This window comes from Salipiger sp. PrR002, from assembly GCF_010500775.1.
Classification (GTDB): Bacteria; Pseudomonadota; Alphaproteobacteria; order Rhodobacterales; family Rhodobacteraceae; genus Salipiger.
In genome coordinates this window covers 167871-186175 of the sequence record NZ_JAAGOU010000009.1, presented here as the reverse complement: position 1 = coordinate 186175, position 18305 = coordinate 167871, and the positions used below count along the sequence as shown (strand labels likewise).

Annotated in this window: 18 protein-coding genes; 8 read left to right on the top strand and 10 right to left on the bottom strand. The window is 66.5% G+C overall.

Features of this window, described 5'->3' with window-relative positions:
* Positions 1–7: 7 nt before the first annotated feature.
* From G0A00_RS12030 to G0A00_RS12020, 3 genes are read right to left on the bottom strand one after another with little or no spacing between them, the layout of a single operon-like run.
* A complete protein-coding gene (locus tag G0A00_RS12030; protein WP_164180272.1) occupies positions 8–799 on the bottom strand; it encodes an ABC transporter ATP-binding protein in 792 nt (263 codons plus the stop codon).
* On the bottom strand, positions 799–1620 hold the full coding sequence (locus G0A00_RS12025) for an ABC transporter permease (RefSeq protein ID WP_164180274.1): 822 nt from the start codon (positions 1618–1620) through the stop codon (positions 799–801). Before G0A00_RS12025 ends, G0A00_RS12030 begins: the two co-directional genes overlap by 1 nt.
* Complete coding sequence (locus tag G0A00_RS12020; protein ID WP_164180276.1) at positions 1611–2750, bottom strand: aryl-sulfate sulfotransferase; 1140 nt, start codon at positions 2748–2750, stop codon at positions 1611–1613. The genes G0A00_RS12025 and G0A00_RS12020 overlap by 10 nt, the downstream gene beginning before the upstream one ends.
* A gap of 157 nt (positions 2751–2907) precedes the next feature.
* Here G0A00_RS12020 and G0A00_RS12015 point away from each other — a divergent pair, with 157 nt between their 5' ends.
* Entirely contained in the window at positions 2908–3936 is a 1029-nt protein-coding gene (locus G0A00_RS12015) for a substrate-binding domain-containing protein (protein ID WP_164180278.1), read from the top strand.
* Here the strand turns inward: G0A00_RS12015 and G0A00_RS12010 are convergent.
* A complete protein-coding gene (locus G0A00_RS12010; RefSeq protein ID WP_164180280.1) occupies positions 3933–4634 on the bottom strand; it encodes a GntR family transcriptional regulator in 702 nt (233 codons plus the stop codon). The genes G0A00_RS12015 and G0A00_RS12010 overlap by 4 nt on opposite strands.
* A gap of 280 nt (positions 4635–4914) precedes the next feature.
* Here G0A00_RS12010 and G0A00_RS12005 point away from each other — a divergent pair, with 280 nt between their 5' ends.
* The 7 genes from G0A00_RS12005 (at position 4915) to paoC (ending at position 13123) form a co-directional block, all read left to right on the top strand.
* Positions 4915–5823, top strand: coding sequence for a DMT family transporter (locus tag G0A00_RS12005; RefSeq protein ID WP_157374275.1), 909 nt, complete (start codon positions 4915–4917; stop codon positions 5821–5823).
* A gap of 108 nt (positions 5824–5931) precedes the next feature.
* Positions 5932–7146, top strand: a complete 1215-nt coding sequence (locus tag G0A00_RS12000) for a M20/M25/M40 family metallo-hydrolase (RefSeq protein WP_164180282.1) — start codon at positions 5932–5934, stop codon at positions 7144–7146.
* Between the two features lie 147 nt (positions 7147–7293).
* Positions 7294–7566, top strand: coding sequence for a WGR domain-containing protein (locus G0A00_RS11995; protein ID WP_066109770.1), 273 nt, complete (start codon positions 7294–7296; stop codon positions 7564–7566).
* A gap of 225 nt (positions 7567–7791) precedes the next feature.
* Positions 7792–9003 (top strand): PLP-dependent aminotransferase family protein, encoded by a 1212-nt coding sequence (locus tag G0A00_RS11990; RefSeq protein WP_368667694.1) that lies wholly within the window; start codon positions 7792–7794, stop codon positions 9001–9003.
* 364 nt (positions 9004–9367) lie between these two features.
* The gene (paoA, locus tag G0A00_RS11985) at positions 9368–9973 is read left to right on the top strand and encodes an aldehyde dehydrogenase iron-sulfur subunit PaoA (protein WP_203595351.1); all 606 of its coding nucleotides are present in this window, start codon (positions 9368–9370) and stop codon (positions 9971–9973) included.
* On the top strand, positions 9970–10920 hold the full coding sequence (locus tag G0A00_RS11980) for a xanthine dehydrogenase family protein subunit M (protein WP_164180286.1): 951 nt from the start codon (positions 9970–9972) through the stop codon (positions 10918–10920). The genes paoA and G0A00_RS11980 overlap by 4 nt, the downstream gene beginning before the upstream one ends.
* Before the next feature lie 4 nt (positions 10921–10924).
* Positions 10925–13123 (top strand): aldehyde oxidoreductase molybdenum-binding subunit PaoC, encoded by a 2199-nt coding sequence (gene paoC / locus G0A00_RS11975; protein WP_164180289.1) that lies wholly within the window; start codon positions 10925–10927, stop codon positions 13121–13123.
* A 160-nt stretch (positions 13124–13283) separates the two neighbouring features.
* On the opposite strand, the gene G0A00_RS11970 is transcribed toward paoC, so the two are convergent.
* The 6 genes from G0A00_RS11970 to G0A00_RS11945 all read right to left on the bottom strand — a co-directional run bounded on the left by G0A00_RS11970 (position 13284) and on the right by G0A00_RS11945 (position 18266).
* The gene (locus tag G0A00_RS11970) at positions 13284–13763 is read right to left on the bottom strand and encodes a CYTH domain-containing protein (RefSeq protein ID WP_164180291.1); all 480 of its coding nucleotides are present in this window, start codon (positions 13761–13763) and stop codon (positions 13284–13286) included.
* A gap of 137 nt (positions 13764–13900) precedes the next feature.
* Positions 13901–14356, bottom strand: a complete 456-nt coding sequence (locus G0A00_RS11965; protein ID WP_164180293.1) for a MaoC/PaaZ C-terminal domain-containing protein — start codon at positions 14354–14356, stop codon at positions 13901–13903.
* Positions 14356–15399, bottom strand: coding sequence for a Gfo/Idh/MocA family protein (locus G0A00_RS11960; protein ID WP_164180295.1), 1044 nt, complete (start codon positions 15397–15399; stop codon positions 14356–14358). The genes G0A00_RS11965 and G0A00_RS11960 overlap by 1 nt, the downstream gene beginning before the upstream one ends.
* A 9-nt stretch (positions 15400–15408) precedes the next feature.
* Positions 15409–16500, bottom strand: a complete 1092-nt coding sequence (locus tag G0A00_RS11955; RefSeq protein ID WP_164180297.1) for an ABC transporter ATP-binding protein — start codon at positions 16498–16500, stop codon at positions 15409–15411.
* A 3-nt stretch (positions 16501–16503) separates the two neighbouring features.
* On the bottom strand, positions 16504–17370 hold the full coding sequence (locus tag G0A00_RS11950; protein WP_164180300.1) for a carbohydrate ABC transporter permease: 867 nt from the start codon (positions 17368–17370) through the stop codon (positions 16504–16506).
* Positions 17370–18266, bottom strand: coding sequence for a carbohydrate ABC transporter permease (locus G0A00_RS11945; protein WP_164180302.1), 897 nt, complete (start codon positions 18264–18266; stop codon positions 17370–17372). The genes G0A00_RS11950 and G0A00_RS11945 overlap by 1 nt, the downstream gene beginning before the upstream one ends.
* Positions 18267–18305 lie beyond the last annotated feature (39 nt).

The following is an 18305-nucleotide window of genomic DNA, read 5'->3' as shown; positions in this document are numbered from 1 at the left end:
TCCTCCTTCAGGTCGTCGGTTCAAAAGCGGTGGTCTTGGGGTGGAGCAGGCCGAGGATCTCGTCGCGGATCTCCAGCAGTTCGTTGCCCGAGCGGCTGAGCTTCCGCGGCCGCGGCTGGGTCAGATGGTAGTGGCGGATGAGGCGACCGGGCGCTTGGCTCATCACCTGGACGTGGTCGGCAAGCAGCAGCGCCTCATCCACGTCATGGGTGACGAAAAGCACCGTGGCGCGGTGCTTGCGCCAGATGTTCAGCAGCAGATCGTGCATCACCAGCCGGGTCTGCGCGTCGAGCGCCCCGAAAGGCTCGTCCATCAGCAGCACCTTTGGGCCGACAGCGAAGGTCCGGGCGATGGCGACGCGCTGCTTCATCCCGCCCGACAGCTGTTGCGGGTATTTGTCGGCATGCGCCTCCAGCCCCACTTCGGCCAGCGCGGCGCGGGCGCGGTCGATCTCTTCCGCGCGGGACAGGCCAAACTGCTTGAGCCCGTAGCGCACGTTGTTGAGGGCGGTGAACCATGGGAACAGCGCGTATTGCTGGAAGATCACGCCCACCTCGGGCGACGGCCCGGTGATCACCCGCCCGTCGAGGCGCACGGCACCTTCGGCCGGTTCGACAAAGCCCGCGATGGCGCCCATCAAGGTGGACTTGCCGCAGCCCGAGGGGCCGATGAGCGCGGTGAAGGTGCCCGGCTCCAGCACGTGGTTCGTGCGCTCCAGCGCGGTCACCGGCCCCTGCTTGCCCTTGAAGCGGATGACCAGATCGTCGATCTCGACGCGGCCTTTTTCTGTGCGGTCCATCAGCCTTGCTCCCAATGTACGAGTGACTTGCCAATGCGGTGCACGATCAGATCGGCCACCGCGCCGAGGATGCCGAGGATGATCAGCAGCGAGAACATCCGGTCGGTGCGCACATATTGCCGCGCTTCTTGCAGGCGAAAGCCAATGCCCGAGGACGCGCCCGAAAGCTCGGCGGCGACGAGGCTGAGGAAGGCCAGCGCCACGCCCAGCCGGATCCCGGCAAAGATATGCGGCGCGGCGGCGGGCAGCACGACGGTGAGGAACTCTCGCAGGCGGCTGGCACCCAGCGAGCGCGAGGCCCGCAGATAGGTCTCGGGCACATATTCCATGCCGTGGTGCGTGTTGAACCAAACCGTCAGAAACACCGTGTAAGAGACCACGAAGTATTTCGAGCCCTCGCCGATGCCGAACCAGACGATGGCCACCGGCACCAGCGCGATCGCGGGGATCGGGCGCAGCAGGTTGAGGAATGGGTTGAGCAGGGTGCGCACCAGCGCCACGCGCCCGGTCAGCAGCCCCAGCGCCACGCCCAGCGTGGCCCCGATGCCAAAGCCCACCGCCGCGCGGCCCAGCGATTTGGCGAGATCGGTCTGCAGCGTGCCGTTCTGCCACATCTCGACCGTTGCCTGCCAGACCGACCACGGCGCGGGAAAGATCGCTTCGGGCACCGCGCCCGAGGCTCCGACCAGCGCCCAGATCCCGAGGATGAAGGCGAAGGAGATCAGCGGCAGCCCGGCGGCGGCGCCAAGCGCGCCCACCTGCGAGAGCCGCGCGCGGGTCTCGGCCCGGCGGGGTTTTCCGGGAAGCTCTGTCACAGCCATGACACCTGCTCCGCGCTGTAGCGATGGGCGCGGAAGCAGCCGTTATGCGCGCCCTTGATGAACTGGTTCAGCGGTGCGGGGTATTCGGCGAAATCGGGGATCACATACTCCCAGACCAACTCGCCCGCCTGCGTCACCTCGAACAGCCGTCCAAAGGCGCTTTCGCAGATCAGCGTGTTGCCGTTCCAAAGTCGCTGCGCGCTGCCCATGAAGGGCGAGAAGAAGCTGGGCGCGTTGGGGTCGGCGTAGCTCCATGTCTCCTGCATGGTCGCGGGATCAAACTCCAGCGCCCGCGAGAAGGGGTTCGAAGAGCCCATGCGCAGGTTGCCATTGTCGAACACCAGCACCGAGCCGCCCTCCATCATGATCGGCGTGTGCTGCTGCGCCACCACATCGGGACCGGCGTGCCAGACGATGCGCCCCGTGGCCTTTTCCACGGCGATGACGCCAGAGGTGGTGCGCAGGCTCATGAGGATGAGGCCGGTGCTGGTTTCAGACACACCGTTGATCATCGGCCAGTGGCGGCGGTCAAAGATAGGGTGTACGGGCAGATCGGCAGGATCGATGTGATCCCAGATGCACCACTCCCAGACGGTTTCGCCCTTGCGGTTCACTTCCTTCACGATATCCGACTGGAAGATGCCGTCGGCGCCGTCCTTGCGCGGATCGCCCCCGGTGATGCGCGTCGCCAGATGCGCCGGAAGCTCGGCAGCGACGGTGTAGAGCAGGTTGCCATTGGGCAGCCATTGCGCGTCGTGATGGTGATAGATGTCCTCGTGCCGCCAGACGATCTCGCCCTCGGGCGTGGCCTCGTAGAAATCACCGCCGTGCCAGAGGTCCCACGCGGGATAAAGCGCCGCGGAGGTGGCGTGGCTGCCGTTGTAGCCAAGGTTGCCGTTGGGCAGGATCACCGCGTCGCGGCCGGGGCGCACGGGCATCTGCCAGCGGTGTGCGGTCTGCCCTTCGATATCCACCAGATCCACCACGCCGCCGCCGGTCTGCCGGGCAAAAAGCGTGTAGCCGCCAGAGGTCTTGTTGCGGTCGAGCGCGGTCAGGCCGAGCCGACGCCGTTCCAGCGTCACCGGGTTCGGCGGTTCGGGGGTGAAGCTGTTCTTGGTGGTGTCGAGCATGGCGTCCTCCTGCGGCGTTAAAACGATTTAATGGATTTTTGCCCTAGGAAAACTGCGTTTAAAACGATTTAATGAGCATATGAGGCCGATTTTTAGATTTCGGCGCGAAAACGAGCAGAAATTTGCGCTCCATGCGCATCAGGCAGGCGGACCCCGCATGAATCGAGATGCCAAGCCCCCCGAGAAGCGGGCCACGATCAAGGATGTCGCGCGCGCGGCGGGGGTTTCGCCGGGGACGGTGTCCAATGCGCTCAGCGGCAAGCGCAAGGTCGACAGTCAAACGCAGGCGCGGATCACCGCCGCGATAGAGGCGCTTGGCTATACACCCAATCTTGCCGCGCGCGGAATGCGCACGGGGCGGGCGGGGACCATCGCGATTTTCTCGTCGATGCCCACCGCCGTTGCCGCCGGGCAATCGCGGCTGGGGTTCCTGATGGAGATCGCCGCCTCGGCTGCGGTCACCGCCATGGAGCGCAACGTGGCGCTGCTGCTGGTGCCGCCGATCGAGGACCCGGCTGCGGCACTGTCGACCATCGCCTTCGACGGGGCGATCCTCGTCGAGCCCGACGCGCAGGACCGTTATATGCAACTGCTCTCGGCGCGCGGTGTGCCGACGGTGGTCATCGGTCCCACGGGCGACGTGCCGGGGCGGGCGGTGACGCTGGACTATGCGCTGATGGCGCGGCTGCTCTTTGATCACCTCCATGAAAGCGGCGCGCGGGACTTCCCGCTGATCATTGGTGAAAGCGGGCGTGCTTCGAACGTGGTGTTCCGCGAGGTCTATGAAGCGCGTTGCGCCGCGCGGGGCCTTGTGCCGCGGGTGATCGCGGTGCCCGAGGCTGCGGCAGAGGCGGGAGCGCGGGAGGCGATGCTTGGGGCGATCGGCTCTGGTGCGCGTCTCGACGGCGCATTGGTGCCCATCGACGCGATGGCGACCGGGGTGATGGCCGCGCTGCGGCAGGCCGGGCTGGCGGTGCCCGAGCAGGTCCGGGTGGCGACGCGCTATGACGGGCTGAGGGCGCGCAGCGAGAGCCCCGCGCTGACCGCGCTCAATCTGCATCTCGATGCGGTGGCCGATCTTGCGACGGGGGTTCTGGTCGATCTTCTGGACGATGTGCCGGGGGAGCCGGTTCTCGCCGCGCCGCGCCCGGAGCTGGTGGCGCGCGGCTCGACCATCAAAGCCTAGGCCTGCGCGGGCGTGCCGCGCTTGGCGTGGATCTCCGCCTCGGTGCGCGACCAGTTCTCGATCATCCGCCGCCCCGAGCGGTAAGTGTGCTCGGCCTGAATGCGGTAGGCGCGGTCGGGCTGGCGGTTGCGCAGCGCGTCGAAAAGCTCCAGATGCTCGTCCTGTGACTGGCGCAGCAGATCGGCGTCGAACCAGCGCCAGCGGATCAGATCGAAGAGCGGCACCTCGTTGGTCTTGCGGATCATCTCGGCAAGGAAAGGGTTCTGCGCCGTCTCACGCACCAACATGTGCAGGCGGCGGTTGAGGGGCAGGAAGGTCTCGCGGATTTCGTCGTCCCAGCGGGCGGCCTCGACCAGCCGTGCGGTCTGGTCGAGCAGATCGCGCATCTCGGCCTCGCCGGTGGGGGAAAGCCCTTGCTCTGCGGCGAGCCGCGCCGCCAGTCCCTCAAGCTCGGTGCGGACGCGGAAGATGCGCGAGATGTCTTCGACGGTGAAGCGGCGCACGGTGTATCCGGCGTTTGGCGTGTAATCGAGCAGCCCCTCTGCCGCGAGCGCGCTGAGCGCGTTGCGCACGGGTGTACGCGAGACGCCGAAGCGCTCGGCGATCTCCACCTCGTTCATCCGGCTGCCACCGGGAAAGCGCCCGTCGGCGATCCCGTCCCGGATATGGCGCACCACCTGCTGCCCGCGTGTCGACATGGCCTGCCCCGATCCCCGTACTCTGATCCTTGTGTCCCGTGCCGCGATCCTGCCCGGGAAAGAGCCGTCTGTCACCGCGCGGCATGGCAAATCGCATAATTGTATCCAACCTGACTTGCGAGTCGAAAATTCCGGGCGTAGGACTGCCTCAATGGAGCGGAAAATTAGGAAATGAGGGGCAATAGATGCCGGTTGTGAAGTTGGTTGTATGCAATACCCTGACCCATCGCCGCCCCCGCCCAAGCCGTGACAGCGCCACGCACACCTCGAGTATCCGGATTTGAGCGCCCTAGAGGGTCTGGCCAGCGGGCTGCGCGGGCGGATTGCGGGCCTGCCGGGAAACCTGCAGGGCGCGATCTGGGTGGCGATGGCGGGGCTGGTGATGACCATCATGACCGCGCTGATCAAAACCGTGGGCGAGGGGATCCCGGTGGTTCAGGTGCTCTTCATCCGCCAGCTTGTGATGACCGCCGCGATGAGCCCGCGCATCCTGCGCGACCCGCGCGGCGCTTTTCGCACCGATGCGCCGCGGCTGCATGGCGCCCGCGTGGCGCTCTCTGCCTTGGCCATGGTCGCAGGCTTCACCGCTATGGTGCATCTGCCGCTCGCCGATGCGGTGTCGATCAGCTTTTCGCGCTCCTTCTTTGTCGCGATCTTCGCCATTCTGATCCTGCATGAGACCGTCTGGGCGCACCGCTGGGTGGCGATCGGGGCGGGCTTTGCCGGGGTGGTGGTCATCACCGACCCGCGCGGCGGCCAGATTGATCACTACACGCTGTTGGCGCTGCTTTCGGCCGGGGCGGTGGCGCTGGTCATGGTCATCGTGCGCAAGCTGGCGCAGCAGGAGAAACTGGGCACCGTCGTCACCTATCAGGCGGTGGGCGTGGGGGCGATCCTCGTCGTGCCCGCGGCCCTGTCGTGGGTGGCGCCCAGCCCGGCGCAATGGGCCATGCTGCTGTGCATCGGGCTTTTGTCGACCGTGGGGCAGAGCCTCAACTTCCTTGCCTTCCGCGTCGGAGAGGCCACGGCGCTGGCGCCCTTCGACTATCTGCGGCTGGTCTATGCGGCGCTGATCGGCGCGGTGTTCTTTCTGGAATCCCCCACGCTCAGCACGCTTGCAGGGGCCGGGCTGATCGTCAGCGGCTCGCTCTGGGGCCTCTGGTGGGAGCGGCGGCCACGCCATGCCTGACGCGGATCGGAGCGCATCACCTTGTCGGCATCTCCCTCGCACGTCCGCGGGGGATCGCGTATCGCAGGCACTAAGCCAGACATATCGCACGCAGCACAGGACCCAAAAATGACCCAAGACGTCGCCCGGATCATCGCCTCGGAGCCGTTCAAACGCGCGCAGGAGAACCTGCGCCTCGGCCACGACCGCTTTGTCGAGGAGATCATCGAGCTGACCGAGATCCCCGCGCCGCCCTTCAAGGAAGACCGGCGGGCCGAGGCCTATGCGGCCAAGTTCCGCGAACTGGGGCTCGAAGATGTGGAGCGCGACGAGATCGGCAACGTGCTGGGGATCCGGCGTGGCCGGGGGAACGGGCAGATGATCGCGGTGGCGGCGCATCTCGACACGGTGTTTCCCGAAGGCACCGATGTGACGGTGCGGCGCGAGGGCACAAAGCTCTTTGCGCCGGGCGTGGGGGATGACACCCGCGGGCTGGCGGCGCTGCTTGCGTTCATCCGGGCGCTCGACGCGGCGGGCATCGAGACCGAGCAGGACCTGCTGTTCGTCGGCGACGTGGGCGAGGAGGGCAAGGGCGATCTGCGCGGCGTGCGCCATCTCTTCGAAGCGGGGCGCTATCGCGAAAAGATCGCCGGGTTCTTCACCATCGACGGGTTGGAAGTGGATCAGTTTACCACCGGCGCGGTTGGCTCGCTGCGCTATCGCGTGACCTTCCGTGGCCCCGGCGGGCACTCGCTGAACGCCTTTGGCACGGTGAACCCCTCTTATGCGCTGGGTCATCTGATGGCGGGCATGGCCCGCATCGAAGTGCCCAAGACGCCGCGCACCACCTTCTGCGCCTCGATCATGGGCGGCGGCAGCTCGATCAACGCGATCCCCGAGGCGGTCTGGCTCGAAGTCGATCTGCGCTCTGTGGATGCGGGCGAACTGGCCAAGCTCGACAAAGCGTTCAAGGCGCTGGTCGACGCGGCGGTGCAGGGCGAGAACGCGCGCGGCGACACGGCCAATGGTGCGATCCGTGCCGAGCTGACCCGTATCGGCAACCGTCCGGCGGGCAGCACGGCGCATGACAGCACCATCGTGCGCGCCGCGCTGAGCGCGCTGCCGGCCTTCGGCTTCGAGCCGCGCCCCGGCCAGAGCTCGACCGACGCGAACATCCCCATGAGCCTTGGCGTTCCGGCGATCTGCCTCGGCTCTGGCGGCACCGGCGGGCGGGCGCATTCGCTGGAGGAATGGATCGACGTCGCGCCGGAGCTGTCGCTGCGCGGGCTTTACGTGGGGCTGGCGACGATCCTCGGAACCGCGGGCATGGCCGGAACCGACTAAGGCGGAACCGACTGCGGCGGCAAGAACCGGCTGAAACGGGCAGCGACACGCCTGCGCGCCGGGCCGGGAAAACCTCGCGCAAGGGGCATGGCGGCGCCGGAAAGGCGCTGCTATACCGGCGGTCCGTCAACCTGTTGCCCGTAGCTCATGAACGCCTGCACCGATCAGTTCGAGGTCTTCCCGTCGCGCCTGCGCCTGCTGCGCGTCGCGCCCAACCGGACCACGCGCTACTTTTACCGCCTGCATGTGGAGCGCGATCTCTTTGGCGGGGCGAGCCTCGTTCAGGAATGGGGACGGGTCGGGACACGTGGCCGCAGCCGGGCCGAGCGGTTTCCCGACGAGGGCCACGCGGTGACCGCGCTGATGCAGGTCGCGGCAACCCTCAAACAGCGCGGATACGGGCCGGATTTCTCGCGCTGAGAGAGGCGGTTGCGCGACAGGAGCCGTTTGAAAGCGTGATCATCCGCATTGCTGCACCCGGTTTTTTATGGGCCGATCCATGGCGGGCCTAGGGCGCGCGGTCCAAATCCTTTGCCCAATACGCCGCGACGTGCCGCTTGCTCTTGCGCGTCTCTGGTACGATACCGGCCACGGACGGACGCGGGTCGCGCCGCCAGCCAGACCGAGACCGACAGGAGCCGAGACGTGACAGACTGCAGCCTTGCCCCCGCCATCGCCCCGACCGCCGCGTGGATGGGCGAGACCAATGAGGTCACGCGCACCTTCCTTGGCGCGGCGAGCATTCCGGGCATGATCAACTTGGGCGGCGGCCTGCCGGACCCGGCGACCTTCCCGACCGAGGAACTTGCGGAACTGGCGCGCGCCGCCGTTGCTGACCACCCCGCCGAAAGCCTTGGCTATGCCCCGATCGAGGGATTGCCCGACCTGCGCGCGGCGCTGGCGCGGCGCTATTCCACCGGGGCGCTGAAGCTGGGGCCGGAGAACGTGCTGATCACCACCGGCGGCATGCAGGCGCTCGATCTCGTCGGTAAGCTTTACGCCGACAAGGGCGATGTGATCGCCGCGCAGTCGCCGACCTATCTTGGCGCGCTCGATGCGTGGCGGCCTCGCTACCCACGCTATCGCCCGATGCTCCTTGAGACGCTCGCCAGCGGCGCCGCAGCCGCGCTCAGCGGCGCGTGCTTTGCCTATACGGTGCCGAACTTCTCCAACCCGACCGGCGCTCTGGTGGACCTTGCCGCGCGCCGCGCGCTTGTCGCCGCCGCCCGTGCCAGTGGCACGCCGCTGGTAGAAGATGACCCCTACGGCGCGCTTTACTACGATGACACGCCGCTGCCGCGGATGATCGAGATCGACGCCGAGGCGCATCCCGCCGCGCGCTATGACGGGCCGGTGATCTATCTTGGCACCGTCTCGAAGGAACTGGCGCCGGGGCTGCGGGTCGGCTGGGTGATCGCCGCGCCCGAGGTGATCGAGCAGCTGACGGTGGTCAAGCAGGGGTCGGATCTGGCCACCAGCAGCCTGTGCCAGCGCATGGTCTGCAGCGCGCTGGAAAACGGGCTGATGGACCGGGTGCGCGGCGCCACGCTGGATACGTATCGGCCGCGCCGCGACGTGCTCTGCGCCGCCGTTGAGGCGCATCTGTCCGAGCATTTCACTTTCACCCGGCCGGTGGGCGGGATGTTTGTCTGGATCACCGCAAAGGATGCGGCGCTTGATACCGATGCTCTGATGCGGGTCGGGTTGGAGCATGGAGTGTGCATCTCGCCCAGTTCGGTCTTTGATCCCGAGGGGCGCGACCGCAGCAGCGCGCGGCTGAACTTCACCGCCAATCCGGCGGAGACACTGGAAGAGGGCGTGCGACGTCTGGCGCGCGCGGTGGCCGCGCTGCGCTGACGCGCAAAGCAATCAGAGCCCTTCGACGCCCGGCGCCCGCGCCGGGCGTTTTCTTTTGCCCGCCCGCTGCAACGGCGCCTTCGCAGGATCGCAGCCGTCCGCGGTAGCGCGGGAGCGGAACCGGCGGCGCATTGGGGACGTTCTGATCACGGGTGAGGGCGTGGCCCCTTAGCCTCCTCGATTGTGCGCGCTGCCCGGCCAGAGTTGGGCCCGAGAGCGGCGGATGACCGTTTCGTGAGGAGCACCCCCCGCTTGTTGTGCCGCGTGACGTGGCTGTCGCGCATTGTCCGGCTACCTGAGCCGAAACCGCCCATCCGACCCAGCCGCCGCCTCCCGGCGCCCGCCAGATAGACAGGAAATGACCATGCCCCCAGATACCGACTTCAACCCGAGCCGCGATGGCGCTCTGTCCGGACCGGCAACCAAAGGCGCGGTCGGACCCATCACCAGCACCGTCAGCCTCACCGTCAATGGCACCACGCACCAGTTGACTGTCGACAACCGCACCACGCTGCTCGACGCGTTGCGCGAGCATCTGCAGCTCACCGGCACCAAGAAGGGCTGCGACCACGGCCAATGCGGCGCCTGCACCTGCAGCGTGAACGGGCAGCGCATCAACTCCTGCCTGTCGCTCGCGGTCATGCATGATGGCGACGAGGTGGAAACCATCGAAGGGCTCGGCGCGCCCGAGGCGTTGGATCCGATGCAGGCAGCCTTTGTCGAGCATGACGGGTTCCAATGCGGCTATTGCACGCCGGGGCAGATCTGCTCGGCCAAATCGGTGCTCGAAGAGATCACGGCGGGCATTCCCAGCCATGTCACGGGCGATCTGACCTCCCGTATCGAAGTCACCGAGGCAGAGATCCGCGAGCGCATGTCCGGCAACATCTGCCGCTGCGGCGCCTATGCCAACATCCTCGCGGCCATCACGCAGGTGGCCGAAGAGCAGAGCGAAGGAGCACGCGCATGAGAGAGTTCTCTTACGAGCGGGCCATCAGCCCCATCGACGCCGTCGCACGCGCCGCCGAGGTCGAGGGTGCCAAGTTCATCGCGGGGGGCACCAATCTTCTCGACCTGATGAAGCTCGAGATCGAAACCCCGGTGCATCTGATTGACGTGAACGGGCTTGGCCTTGATGAGATCACCGAAACCGAAGAGGGCGGGCTGCGTATCGGCGCGCTGGTGCGCAACACCGCTTTGGCCGCAGATGAGCGCATTCGCCGTGACTATCCGGTGCTGACGCGTGCGCTGGTGGCGGGTGCCTCGGGCCAGTTGCGCAACAAGGCGACCACGGCGGGCAACCTGCTCCAGCGCACCCGCTGCCCGTATTTCTATGACACTGCCCAACCGTGCAACAAACGCGCGCCCGGATCGGGCTGCGCGGCGCTGAGCGAGGGGGCGTTTTCGCGCCAGCTTGGCGTCATCGGCACCTCGGATGCCTGCATCGCGACCCACCCATCCGACATGGCGGTGGGGATGCGCGCTCTGGATGCGGTGGTCGAGACCATGAGCCCAAGCGGCGTCACCCGCAGCATCCCGCTCGAAGACTTCCACCTTCTGCCCGGTGACACGCCGGAGCAGGAAACCGTGCTGCGACCCGGCGAGATGATCACTGCGGTGACCCTGCCCGCGCCGGTGGGCGGCGTGCACAAATACCATAAGGTCCGCGACCGGGCGTCTTATGCCTTTGCGCTGATCTCGGTGGCGCTGATCCGCCAGCCCGATGGCACCGGGCGCGTGGCGCTGGGGGGCGTCGCGCCCAAGCCGTGGCGTTCTGCCGAGGCGGATGCGGAACTGCCCAAAGGCGCAGAGGCCGTCATGGCGAAGCTGCTGGAGGGCGCGCGCCCGTCCGAGGAGAACGCCTTCAAGATCACCCTGGCGACGCGCACGCTCGCCGCCATGCTGGCAGAGGAGTGAGATCATGAAATTCGATCAACCCGCCGGAAAGAACATCTTTGACAATGCCCGCTACGTCGGACGCCCGGCCACGCGCATCGACGGCCCGCTGAAGGTCTCGGGGCGCGCGCCTTACGCCTATGAGCGCCACGATGTGGCCGAGGGGCAGCTTGTGGGCTACCCGGTGGTCTCGACCATCGCGCAGGGCCGGATCACCGAGATGGACACCGCCGCCGCCGAGGCCGCGCCCGGAGTTGTCGGCGTTGTCACCACGCTGGAGGTCGGCGAGATGCCCACGCCTTCTGGCATGCACACCGCGCCGCTCTTTGGCGGTGCCGAGATCTGGCACTACCATCAGGCCATCGCGGTGGTGGTGGCGGAAAGCTTCGAGCAGGCGCGGGCCGCCGCCGCGCTGGTGAAGGTCGACTATGAGGTCACCAAGGGCAGTTTCGATCTCGAAGCGGTCTGGCAGCAGAAGAAGGGCGACAGTTCCGACCCGGTGTCCCGCGTCGGCGATTTCGAAGCCGCCTTTGAGGCTGCCGATGTGACGCTCGAGCAGGAATACCGCACCCCCAGCCACAGCCACGCGATGATGGAGCCCCACGCCAGCATCGCCGAATGGCAGGACGGCAAGCTGACGGTCTGGACGTCGAACCAGATGATCGAATGGGACCGCCAGTCGCTTGCCACCACGCTGGAAATGGACGCGGGCGACATCCGGGTCGACAGCCCCTATATCGGCGGCGGCTTCGGGGCGAAGCTGTTCCTGCGCGCTGATGCGGTCATGGCGGTGCTGGCGGCGCGCAAGCTGCAAAGGCCGGTGAAGGTCATGCTGCCGCGGCCCATGGTGATGAACAACACCACGCACCGCGCCTCGACCATTCAGCGCATCCGCATCGGGGCCGAGGCGAGCGGCAAGATCACCGCCATCGCCCATGAGGCGATCTCGCACACGCTGCCCGGTGGCTCGGGCGAGGACGCGGTGGACCAGACCCGCAAGTTCTATGCCGGGGACAATCGGCTGATCGTCAAACATCTGGCCGAGATGCATCTGCCCGAGGCCAACGCCATGCGCGCACCGGGCGAGGCTTCGGGGCTGATGGCGCTCGAGATCGCGATGGATGAGATGGCCGAGAAGCTGGGCATGGACCCGGTGGAGTTCCGCGCCATGAACGACACGCAGGTCGATCCCGAAGAGCCGGAGAAGAGCTTTTCCGACCGGCATTTCGTCGAATGTCTGCGTGAGGGGGCCAAGGCTTTTGGCTGGGATCAGCGCAACACTGCGCCGGGCGCGACGCGGGATGGGCAATGGCTCATCGGGCATGGCGTCGCAGGGGCCTACCGCGGCGGGCCGGTGATGAAGTCCGGCGCGCGGCTGCGCTTGCAGGACACGGGCCGGATCATCGTCGAGACGGATATGACCGACATCGGCACCGGGTCTTACACGATCCTTGCGCAGACCGTGGCAGAGACCATGGGGGTCGATCTGGATGCGGTTGACGTCCGTCTTGGCGACAGCGCCTTCCCGGTCTCCGCAGGCTCGGGCGGGCAGTGGGGGGCGGCCAGCGCCACCGCGGGTGCCTATGCCGCCTGCGTTGCGCTGCGCGCGCAGATCGCTGGCAAGCTGAAGGTCAATGACGCCGACACGCTCAGCTTTGCGGGCGGCTCGGTCAGCACCGGAGAGATCGAGGTGACGCTCGCCTCGCTGGCAGCGGATGGAGAGCTGGTCGCCGAGGACAGCATGGAGTTCGGCGGCACCCGCGACGCGCATGTGGTCTCGACCTTCGCGGCGCATTTCGTCGAACTGGGCGTGCATGTGGGCACCGGCGAGATCCGGCTGCGCCGGATGCTGGCAGCCTGTGACGCTGGGCGCATCCTCAACCCGATCACCGCGCGCAGTCAGGTGATCGGCGGCATGGTGATGGGCGTCGGCGCCGCGATGATGGAGGATATGGCGATCGACACCGGCCGTGGGTACTTCCCGGCGCATGACCTCGCCGGCTACGAGGTGCCCGTGCATATGGACATCCCCGCGCAGGAGGTGCTGTTCCTCGACACGCTCGACGAGATCGCCTCGCCGCTCAAGGCCAAGGGCGTCGGCGAGCTTGGCCTTTGCGGTGTCGCGGCCGCTGTGGCCAACGCGGTCTATAACGCCACCGGCGTGCGGGTGCGCGACTATCCGATGACGCTCGATAAGTATCTCGATCAGCTGCCGGCGGTTTGATCTCCTCCGCCCTGATCGAGCGCCGCGCCAGCCCTTCTCTGGCGCGGCATTTTCATTCTGGGTGAGTACATCCCGGGTAGGGGATCTTGAGCCAACACGCGGCAGTGGACCCCGCCGGAAAAGAGGCTCTGTGCGCGACATACTCTCGGGCAATACGGCCTCAGCCGGTGCGCTTCATCACCCGACGGTGTTCTTTGAACAGCGAAGACTGGCGGTAGCGGCTCTTGCCCGTCACCTCCGCGCCAAGCCAGCCCGGACGTTCGAAGGGGGTCTCTTCGGTGGCAAGCTCCAGTTCTGCGACAATCAGCCCTTCATGCACCCCGTGATATTCATCGACGGTCCAGACATCCGCGCCTTCGGGCACGAAATGCCGGGTCTTGCGCAACACTTCGCCGTCGCAATGCTGCTCCAGCAGCGTCAGCCCGTCGCCATGCGGGATCTCATATTCGAATTCATCGCGGGTGAGGCCGGACTTCGGCCCCTTCACGCTGAGCGTGGCGCGATCATCGTAAAAGCGCACCCGCACTTTGCGTCCGTCGCGGAACGCCAGCAGGCCATCGCGTATCTCAACCTTATGGGTCGCGACGCGGCGCCAGTCACCCGAGGCGACGAGGAATTTACGCTCGATTTCCTTGGCCATGGCTGGTCCGCGGTGTCTGCTCCGAGGCGGCGAGTCGCGCGCAGTCTCCCAGCCTTGCCAAAGATTAACAAGGCCGGGATTGTCACAGCTGCGCGGATCGGCTGCCGTGCCAAGATGGCCCGGCTTAGGTGCCCCGCTCAGACGGCAGGTGCCGGTTTCTTCTGCACCACATAGATGTGCTCGCAGGCCAGAACCACCTCATCGCGCTGGTTGAGCACCTGCACCGTCTCGAACAGCTTGCCCGACTGCGGGCGCTTTGGGTCGTCCTCTTTGCGCGCGGCGGTGACGCGGGTGCGGATGGTGTCGCCGATGAACACGGGCCGCACGAAGCGCAGCCGGTCGTAGCCATAAGAGAAGGAAAGCGGGTTGATCTCGGTCGCCGTCAGCCCAACCCCAATGGCAAAGATCATCGTGCCATGGGCGATGCGCCCGCCAAACTCGGATTTGGCCATGAACTCGGCGTCCATGTGATGCGGAAAGAAATCGCCGGTGTGCCCAGCGTGGACGACGAAATCGGTCTCGGTGATCGTGCGGCCATAGGTCTCGCGGCTCTCGCCGATCTCGATCTCTTCAAGGTAGCGGGGACGTTCCATCACGGGGTCTCCTGAATGGGGGTCAGCGGCGCGGCAGAGGCGGCATAGCAGGCCTCGACCAGCGCCATGGTGCGCCAGCCATCCGCGACAGGGGCGATCAGCGCCTCTTCTCCGGCGGCGGCGCGCTGCAGATTGTGCATGCGGGCGGTGAAGCTTTCGGTGAACCACGAGCCGGTGAGCGGGATCGTTTGCCAGCCGCTGCCGTCGTTGATCTCCAGCACGTCGGGCTCGCCCTTGGGGTAGTCGAGGTTCACGCCCAGCTTCATATAGGCCGCGCCCTTGGTGCCCGCGACGCGCAGCTCGCAGGCCTGATGCGGGCGCCCGAAGTCCCAGTCGTGGTTGACCGAAAGCAGGCAGCGCAACTCGGGGCCGTAATCGAGGATCGCCGCAGTGCGTGTCTGCGCGACGGCGTGGCTCGGATGACCGAGCGTGCGTGCCGAGACGCCCTTTGGGTCGCCCACGAGGTGCCGGATGAGATCGAGGTAATGGATCGAATGCATGGCGATCTCGATCCGCGGCAACCCCTCGAGAAAGGTCCAGAGGCCCCACGGCGTCGCCAGCACGCCATGCATCTCGATATCGACCACCTGACCCAGCAGGCCCTTGTCGATGGCGTCCTTCAGCGCCACCGCCATGGGGGCAAAGCGCAGTTGGAAGTTCATCGCCGCCAGCAGATCGCGCTCGCGGCAGATGCGCAGCGCCTCTGTCGCGCCTTCCAGCGTGCTGCCCATGGGCTTTTGGATCAGCACCGGCGCGCCTTTCGGCAGTTGGGCAAGGATCCCGGCATGGGCATCGGGCGGCGTGGCAAGGTCAAAGAGCGCATCCGGCACCGCCAACGCCTCTTCGGCAGAGAGCGCCCGTGTGCCATGTTCGGCGGCCAGCGCCTCGGCCTTGGCATGATCGGGGTCGGTGATCCCGGCCACCTCATAGCCGCCTGCGGCCCATGCGGGCAGATGCGCGTCGCGCACGATCGAGCCCGCGCCGAAGATGACGATCGGGCGGCGGGTGCCGGGTGCGGTCCAGTCTTGTTTCAGCGTGTCCATCTTCGCTCCTCAGCCGCGCAGGGTCAGCCCGGTCTCGGCGTCGAAGAGATGCGCGCGCGACAGATCGAGATGGAAACGCAGCATCTCGCCGCGCTTCACGCTGCGTGGGTTCAGCATCCGCGCCGTCCAGCTTTGGCCGCCCAGTTCGGTGAACAGCAGCGTCTCATTGCCCAGCGGCTCGGACAGCATCACCGGCAGGTCGCGGCTTTCGACCGCGTGGCCGCTTTCGCTGTGGATGCCATGCCCCTCGGGATAGACGTCATCGGGGCGCAGCCCCAGCACCACACGCCGTCCTTCGGCCACATTGAAGGCGGGCGGCACGGGCAGGGTGGTGCCATCGTCCATATGCAGCGCGCCGCCTGTCACCACCGCTTCGGCCATGTTCATCGGCGGGGAGCCAATGAAGCTGGCGACGAAACGCGAGGCGGGGCGGTTGAACACCTCGTCCGGGCTGCCAACCTGCTCGATTACACCGCCGCGCATGATGACGATGCGGTCGGCGAGGGTCATCGCCTCGATCTGGTCGTGGGTGACATAGACCACCGTGGAGCCGAGCCGCGCGTGCAACTGCTTGATCTCGGTGCGCATCTGGCCGCGCAGCTTGGCGTCGAGGTTCGACAGCGGCTCGTCGAACAGGAACACGTCCGGGTCGCGCACGATGGCCCGGCCCATGGCGACACGCTGGCGCTGGCCACCCGAAAGCTGCGCCGGGCGGCGCTCCAGCAGCGGCTCGATGTCGAGGATGCGCGCGGCCTCGTTCACGGCGGTGTCGATAGTGGCGGCATCTCGCCCGGCGATCTTTAGCGAGAAGCCCATGTTCTCGGCCACCGTCATATGCGGGTAAAGCGCGTAGGATTGGAACACCATCGAGATGTTGCGATCCCGCGGCGGCAGGTCGTTGACCACCCGCTCGCCGATGCGCAGCTCGCCGCCCGAGATGTCCTCGAGCCCGGCGATCATCCGCAGCGTGGTGGATTTGCCGCAGCCCGACGGGCCGACGAGCGCGACAAACTCGCCATCGGCGACGTCGAGGTCGATGCCCTTTACCGCGTGGAAGGCACCGTATTTCTTGTCGAGTGTGGATAGGGTGAGCGTGGCCATGTCTTATCCCTTGATCGCGCCCGAGGTCAGGCCCGAGACGAGGTGCTTTTGCACCGCATAGGTCAGAAGAAGCGCCGGAATGATCATCACCACGGCGAGCGCGCACATGCCGCGCCAGTCGATGGTGAATTCGGCGGTGTAATCCAGCAGACCCACGGGAAGGGTCTTGCTGTCGGTGGAACGGGTGAGCTGGCTGGCCAGCGCAAACTCGTTCCACGAGGTGAGGAAGGCGAAGATGCCAGCGCTGGCGATGCCGGGACGGGCGAGCGGGAACTCGACCTGCCAGAAGGCCTGCCAGCGGGTGCAACCGTCGATCTGCGCCGCCTCGGCCAGATCGCGCGGGACCTGCCGGAAGAAGCCGTCGATCAGCCAGATCGTGAAGGGCACGTTGAGCGCCACATAGGCGATGATCATGCCTGCGTGCGTGTCGATCAGCCCGGTCTTGGCGTAGAGAAAGAACAGCGGCAGCGACAGCGCGATGCCGGGCACCGTACGGGTCAGCATCAGCCCGAGGAACCACGCCGACTTGCCCTTGAAGCGGTAGCGCGCAAAGGCGTAGCCGCCGGACATGCCGATCGCCAGCGAGATCACCGTCGAGGTGACGGCGATGATCACCGAGTTGCGGAAGTACTCGATCACCGGGATGCCGCCCTGACCGACGCCAGAAAACATGTCGACATAGGCATCGAACGACAGCTCGCGCGGGATCCAGACCGGCGGCTTGGCCATGATCTCGACCGTCGGGCGCAGCGAGTTCAGCACGATCCACAGACCCGGCAGGCAGATGATCATCATCGAGATGAACAGCGCGATGTTGAGAGCCCAGGCCGAGCTGCGTTTTTTCAGTCTTGCAGAAGTGTTCTCGTCCATCACCAGTCCGCCGCGACTTGCGCCCGGGCCTTGCCGAGCTTGGAGAAGAAATATGCCGTGAAGGCGACCGAGAGCAGGATCGCCACATAGGCCATGGCGTTGGCCATCCCCATGCGCGCGTCCGAATAGGCGGTGCGGGCGATCAGCGTCCACAGCACCTCGGTCCGGCCCGCCGGGCCGCCGTCGGTCATGATCTTGATGATGTCATAGGCCCGCGCCACGTCGAGGCTGCGGATGGTCATCGCGATGAAGGCGAAGGGCATCAGGAAGGGCCATGTGACATAGCGGAAGGTCTGCCACGGCGTACAGCCGTCGACCCGTGCGGCCTCTTGCGGCTCGCGCGGCATGGCCATCAGCCCGGCAAGGATGAAAATCGCGAAAACGGCGGTGGAGGACCAGATCTCGGCCACGGTGATGGCGATGAAGGCCAGCTTGCCGTCGATCAGCCACGGGATCGCCTGATCGGTCAGCCCCAGCGATTGCAGCGCGTTGTTCACCAGACCGACGTTGTCGTTGAACATGAACTTGAACTGAAAGCCGACGAGGATCGGCGAGAACATCATCGGGAACATCAGGATGGTGCGCAGCACGCGCTGGCCTCGGGTCTGACGGTCCACCAGCAGCGCAAGGCCAAGGCCGATCAGCATCTCGAGGTTCAGCGCCACGGTCAGCAGCAGCACGGTGCGCCCGAAGGCGATCCAGAAATCCATGTCGCCAAAGATGCGCTGGTAATTGCGAAAGCCGATAAAGCTGTAGACGGACTCGGGTTTGGTCAGGCGGAAGGGGGTAAAGCTCGACCACAGCGACAGCGCCAGCGGCAGCACGACGACCGCGGCCAGCACGATCACCGCCGGCAGCAGCAGCACAATATGAGGGGGGAGGCGCGAGGCCTTCATCGTTGTCTCCTGTCAGGGGAAGCGGGCCGCGCGGACGCG

Excerpts from the sequence above, each read along its gene's own strand:
- G0A00_RS12030 (WP_164180272.1), bottom strand. The coding sequence starts at position 799 with ATGGACCGCACAGAAAAAGGCCGCGTCGAGATCGACGATCTGGTCATC.
- G0A00_RS12025 (WP_164180274.1), bottom strand. The coding sequence starts at position 1,620 with ATGGCTGTGACAGAGCTTCCCGGAAAACCCCGCCGGGCCGAGACCCGC.
- G0A00_RS12020 (WP_164180276.1), bottom strand. The coding sequence starts at position 2,750 with ATGCTCGACACCACCAAGAACAGCTTCACCCCCGAACCGCCGAACCCG.
- G0A00_RS12015 (WP_164180278.1), top strand. The coding sequence starts at position 2,908 with ATGAATCGAGATGCCAAGCCCCCCGAGAAGCGGGCCACGATCAAGGAT.
- G0A00_RS12010 (WP_164180280.1), bottom strand. The coding sequence starts at position 4,634 with ATGTCGACACGCGGGCAGCAGGTGGTGCGCCATATCCGGGACGGGATC.
- G0A00_RS12000 (WP_164180282.1), top strand. The coding sequence starts at position 5,932 with ATGACCCAAGACGTCGCCCGGATCATCGCCTCGGAGCCGTTCAAACGC.
- G0A00_RS11995 (WP_066109770.1), top strand. The coding sequence starts at position 7,294 with ATGAACGCCTGCACCGATCAGTTCGAGGTCTTCCCGTCGCGCCTGCGC.
- paoA (WP_203595351.1), top strand. The coding sequence starts at position 9,368 with ATGCCCCCAGATACCGACTTCAACCCGAGCCGCGATGGCGCTCTGTCC.
- G0A00_RS11980 (WP_164180286.1), top strand. The coding sequence starts at position 9,970 with ATGAGAGAGTTCTCTTACGAGCGGGCCATCAGCCCCATCGACGCCGTC.
- paoC (WP_164180289.1), top strand. The coding sequence starts at position 10,925 with ATGAAATTCGATCAACCCGCCGGAAAGAACATCTTTGACAATGCCCGC.
- G0A00_RS11970 (WP_164180291.1), bottom strand. The coding sequence starts at position 13,763 with ATGGCCAAGGAAATCGAGCGTAAATTCCTCGTCGCCTCGGGTGACTGG.
- G0A00_RS11965 (WP_164180293.1), bottom strand. The coding sequence starts at position 14,356 with ATGGAACGTCCCCGCTACCTTGAAGAGATCGAGATCGGCGAGAGCCGC.
- G0A00_RS11960 (WP_164180295.1), bottom strand. The coding sequence starts at position 15,399 with ATGGACACGCTGAAACAAGACTGGACCGCACCCGGCACCCGCCGCCCG.
- G0A00_RS11955 (WP_164180297.1), bottom strand. The coding sequence starts at position 16,500 with ATGGCCACGCTCACCCTATCCACACTCGACAAGAAATACGGTGCCTTC.
- G0A00_RS11950 (WP_164180300.1), bottom strand. The coding sequence starts at position 17,370 with ATGGACGAGAACACTTCTGCAAGACTGAAAAAACGCAGCTCGGCCTGG.
- G0A00_RS11945 (WP_164180302.1), bottom strand. The coding sequence starts at position 18,266 with ATGAAGGCCTCGCGCCTCCCCCCTCATATTGTGCTGCTGCTGCCGGCG.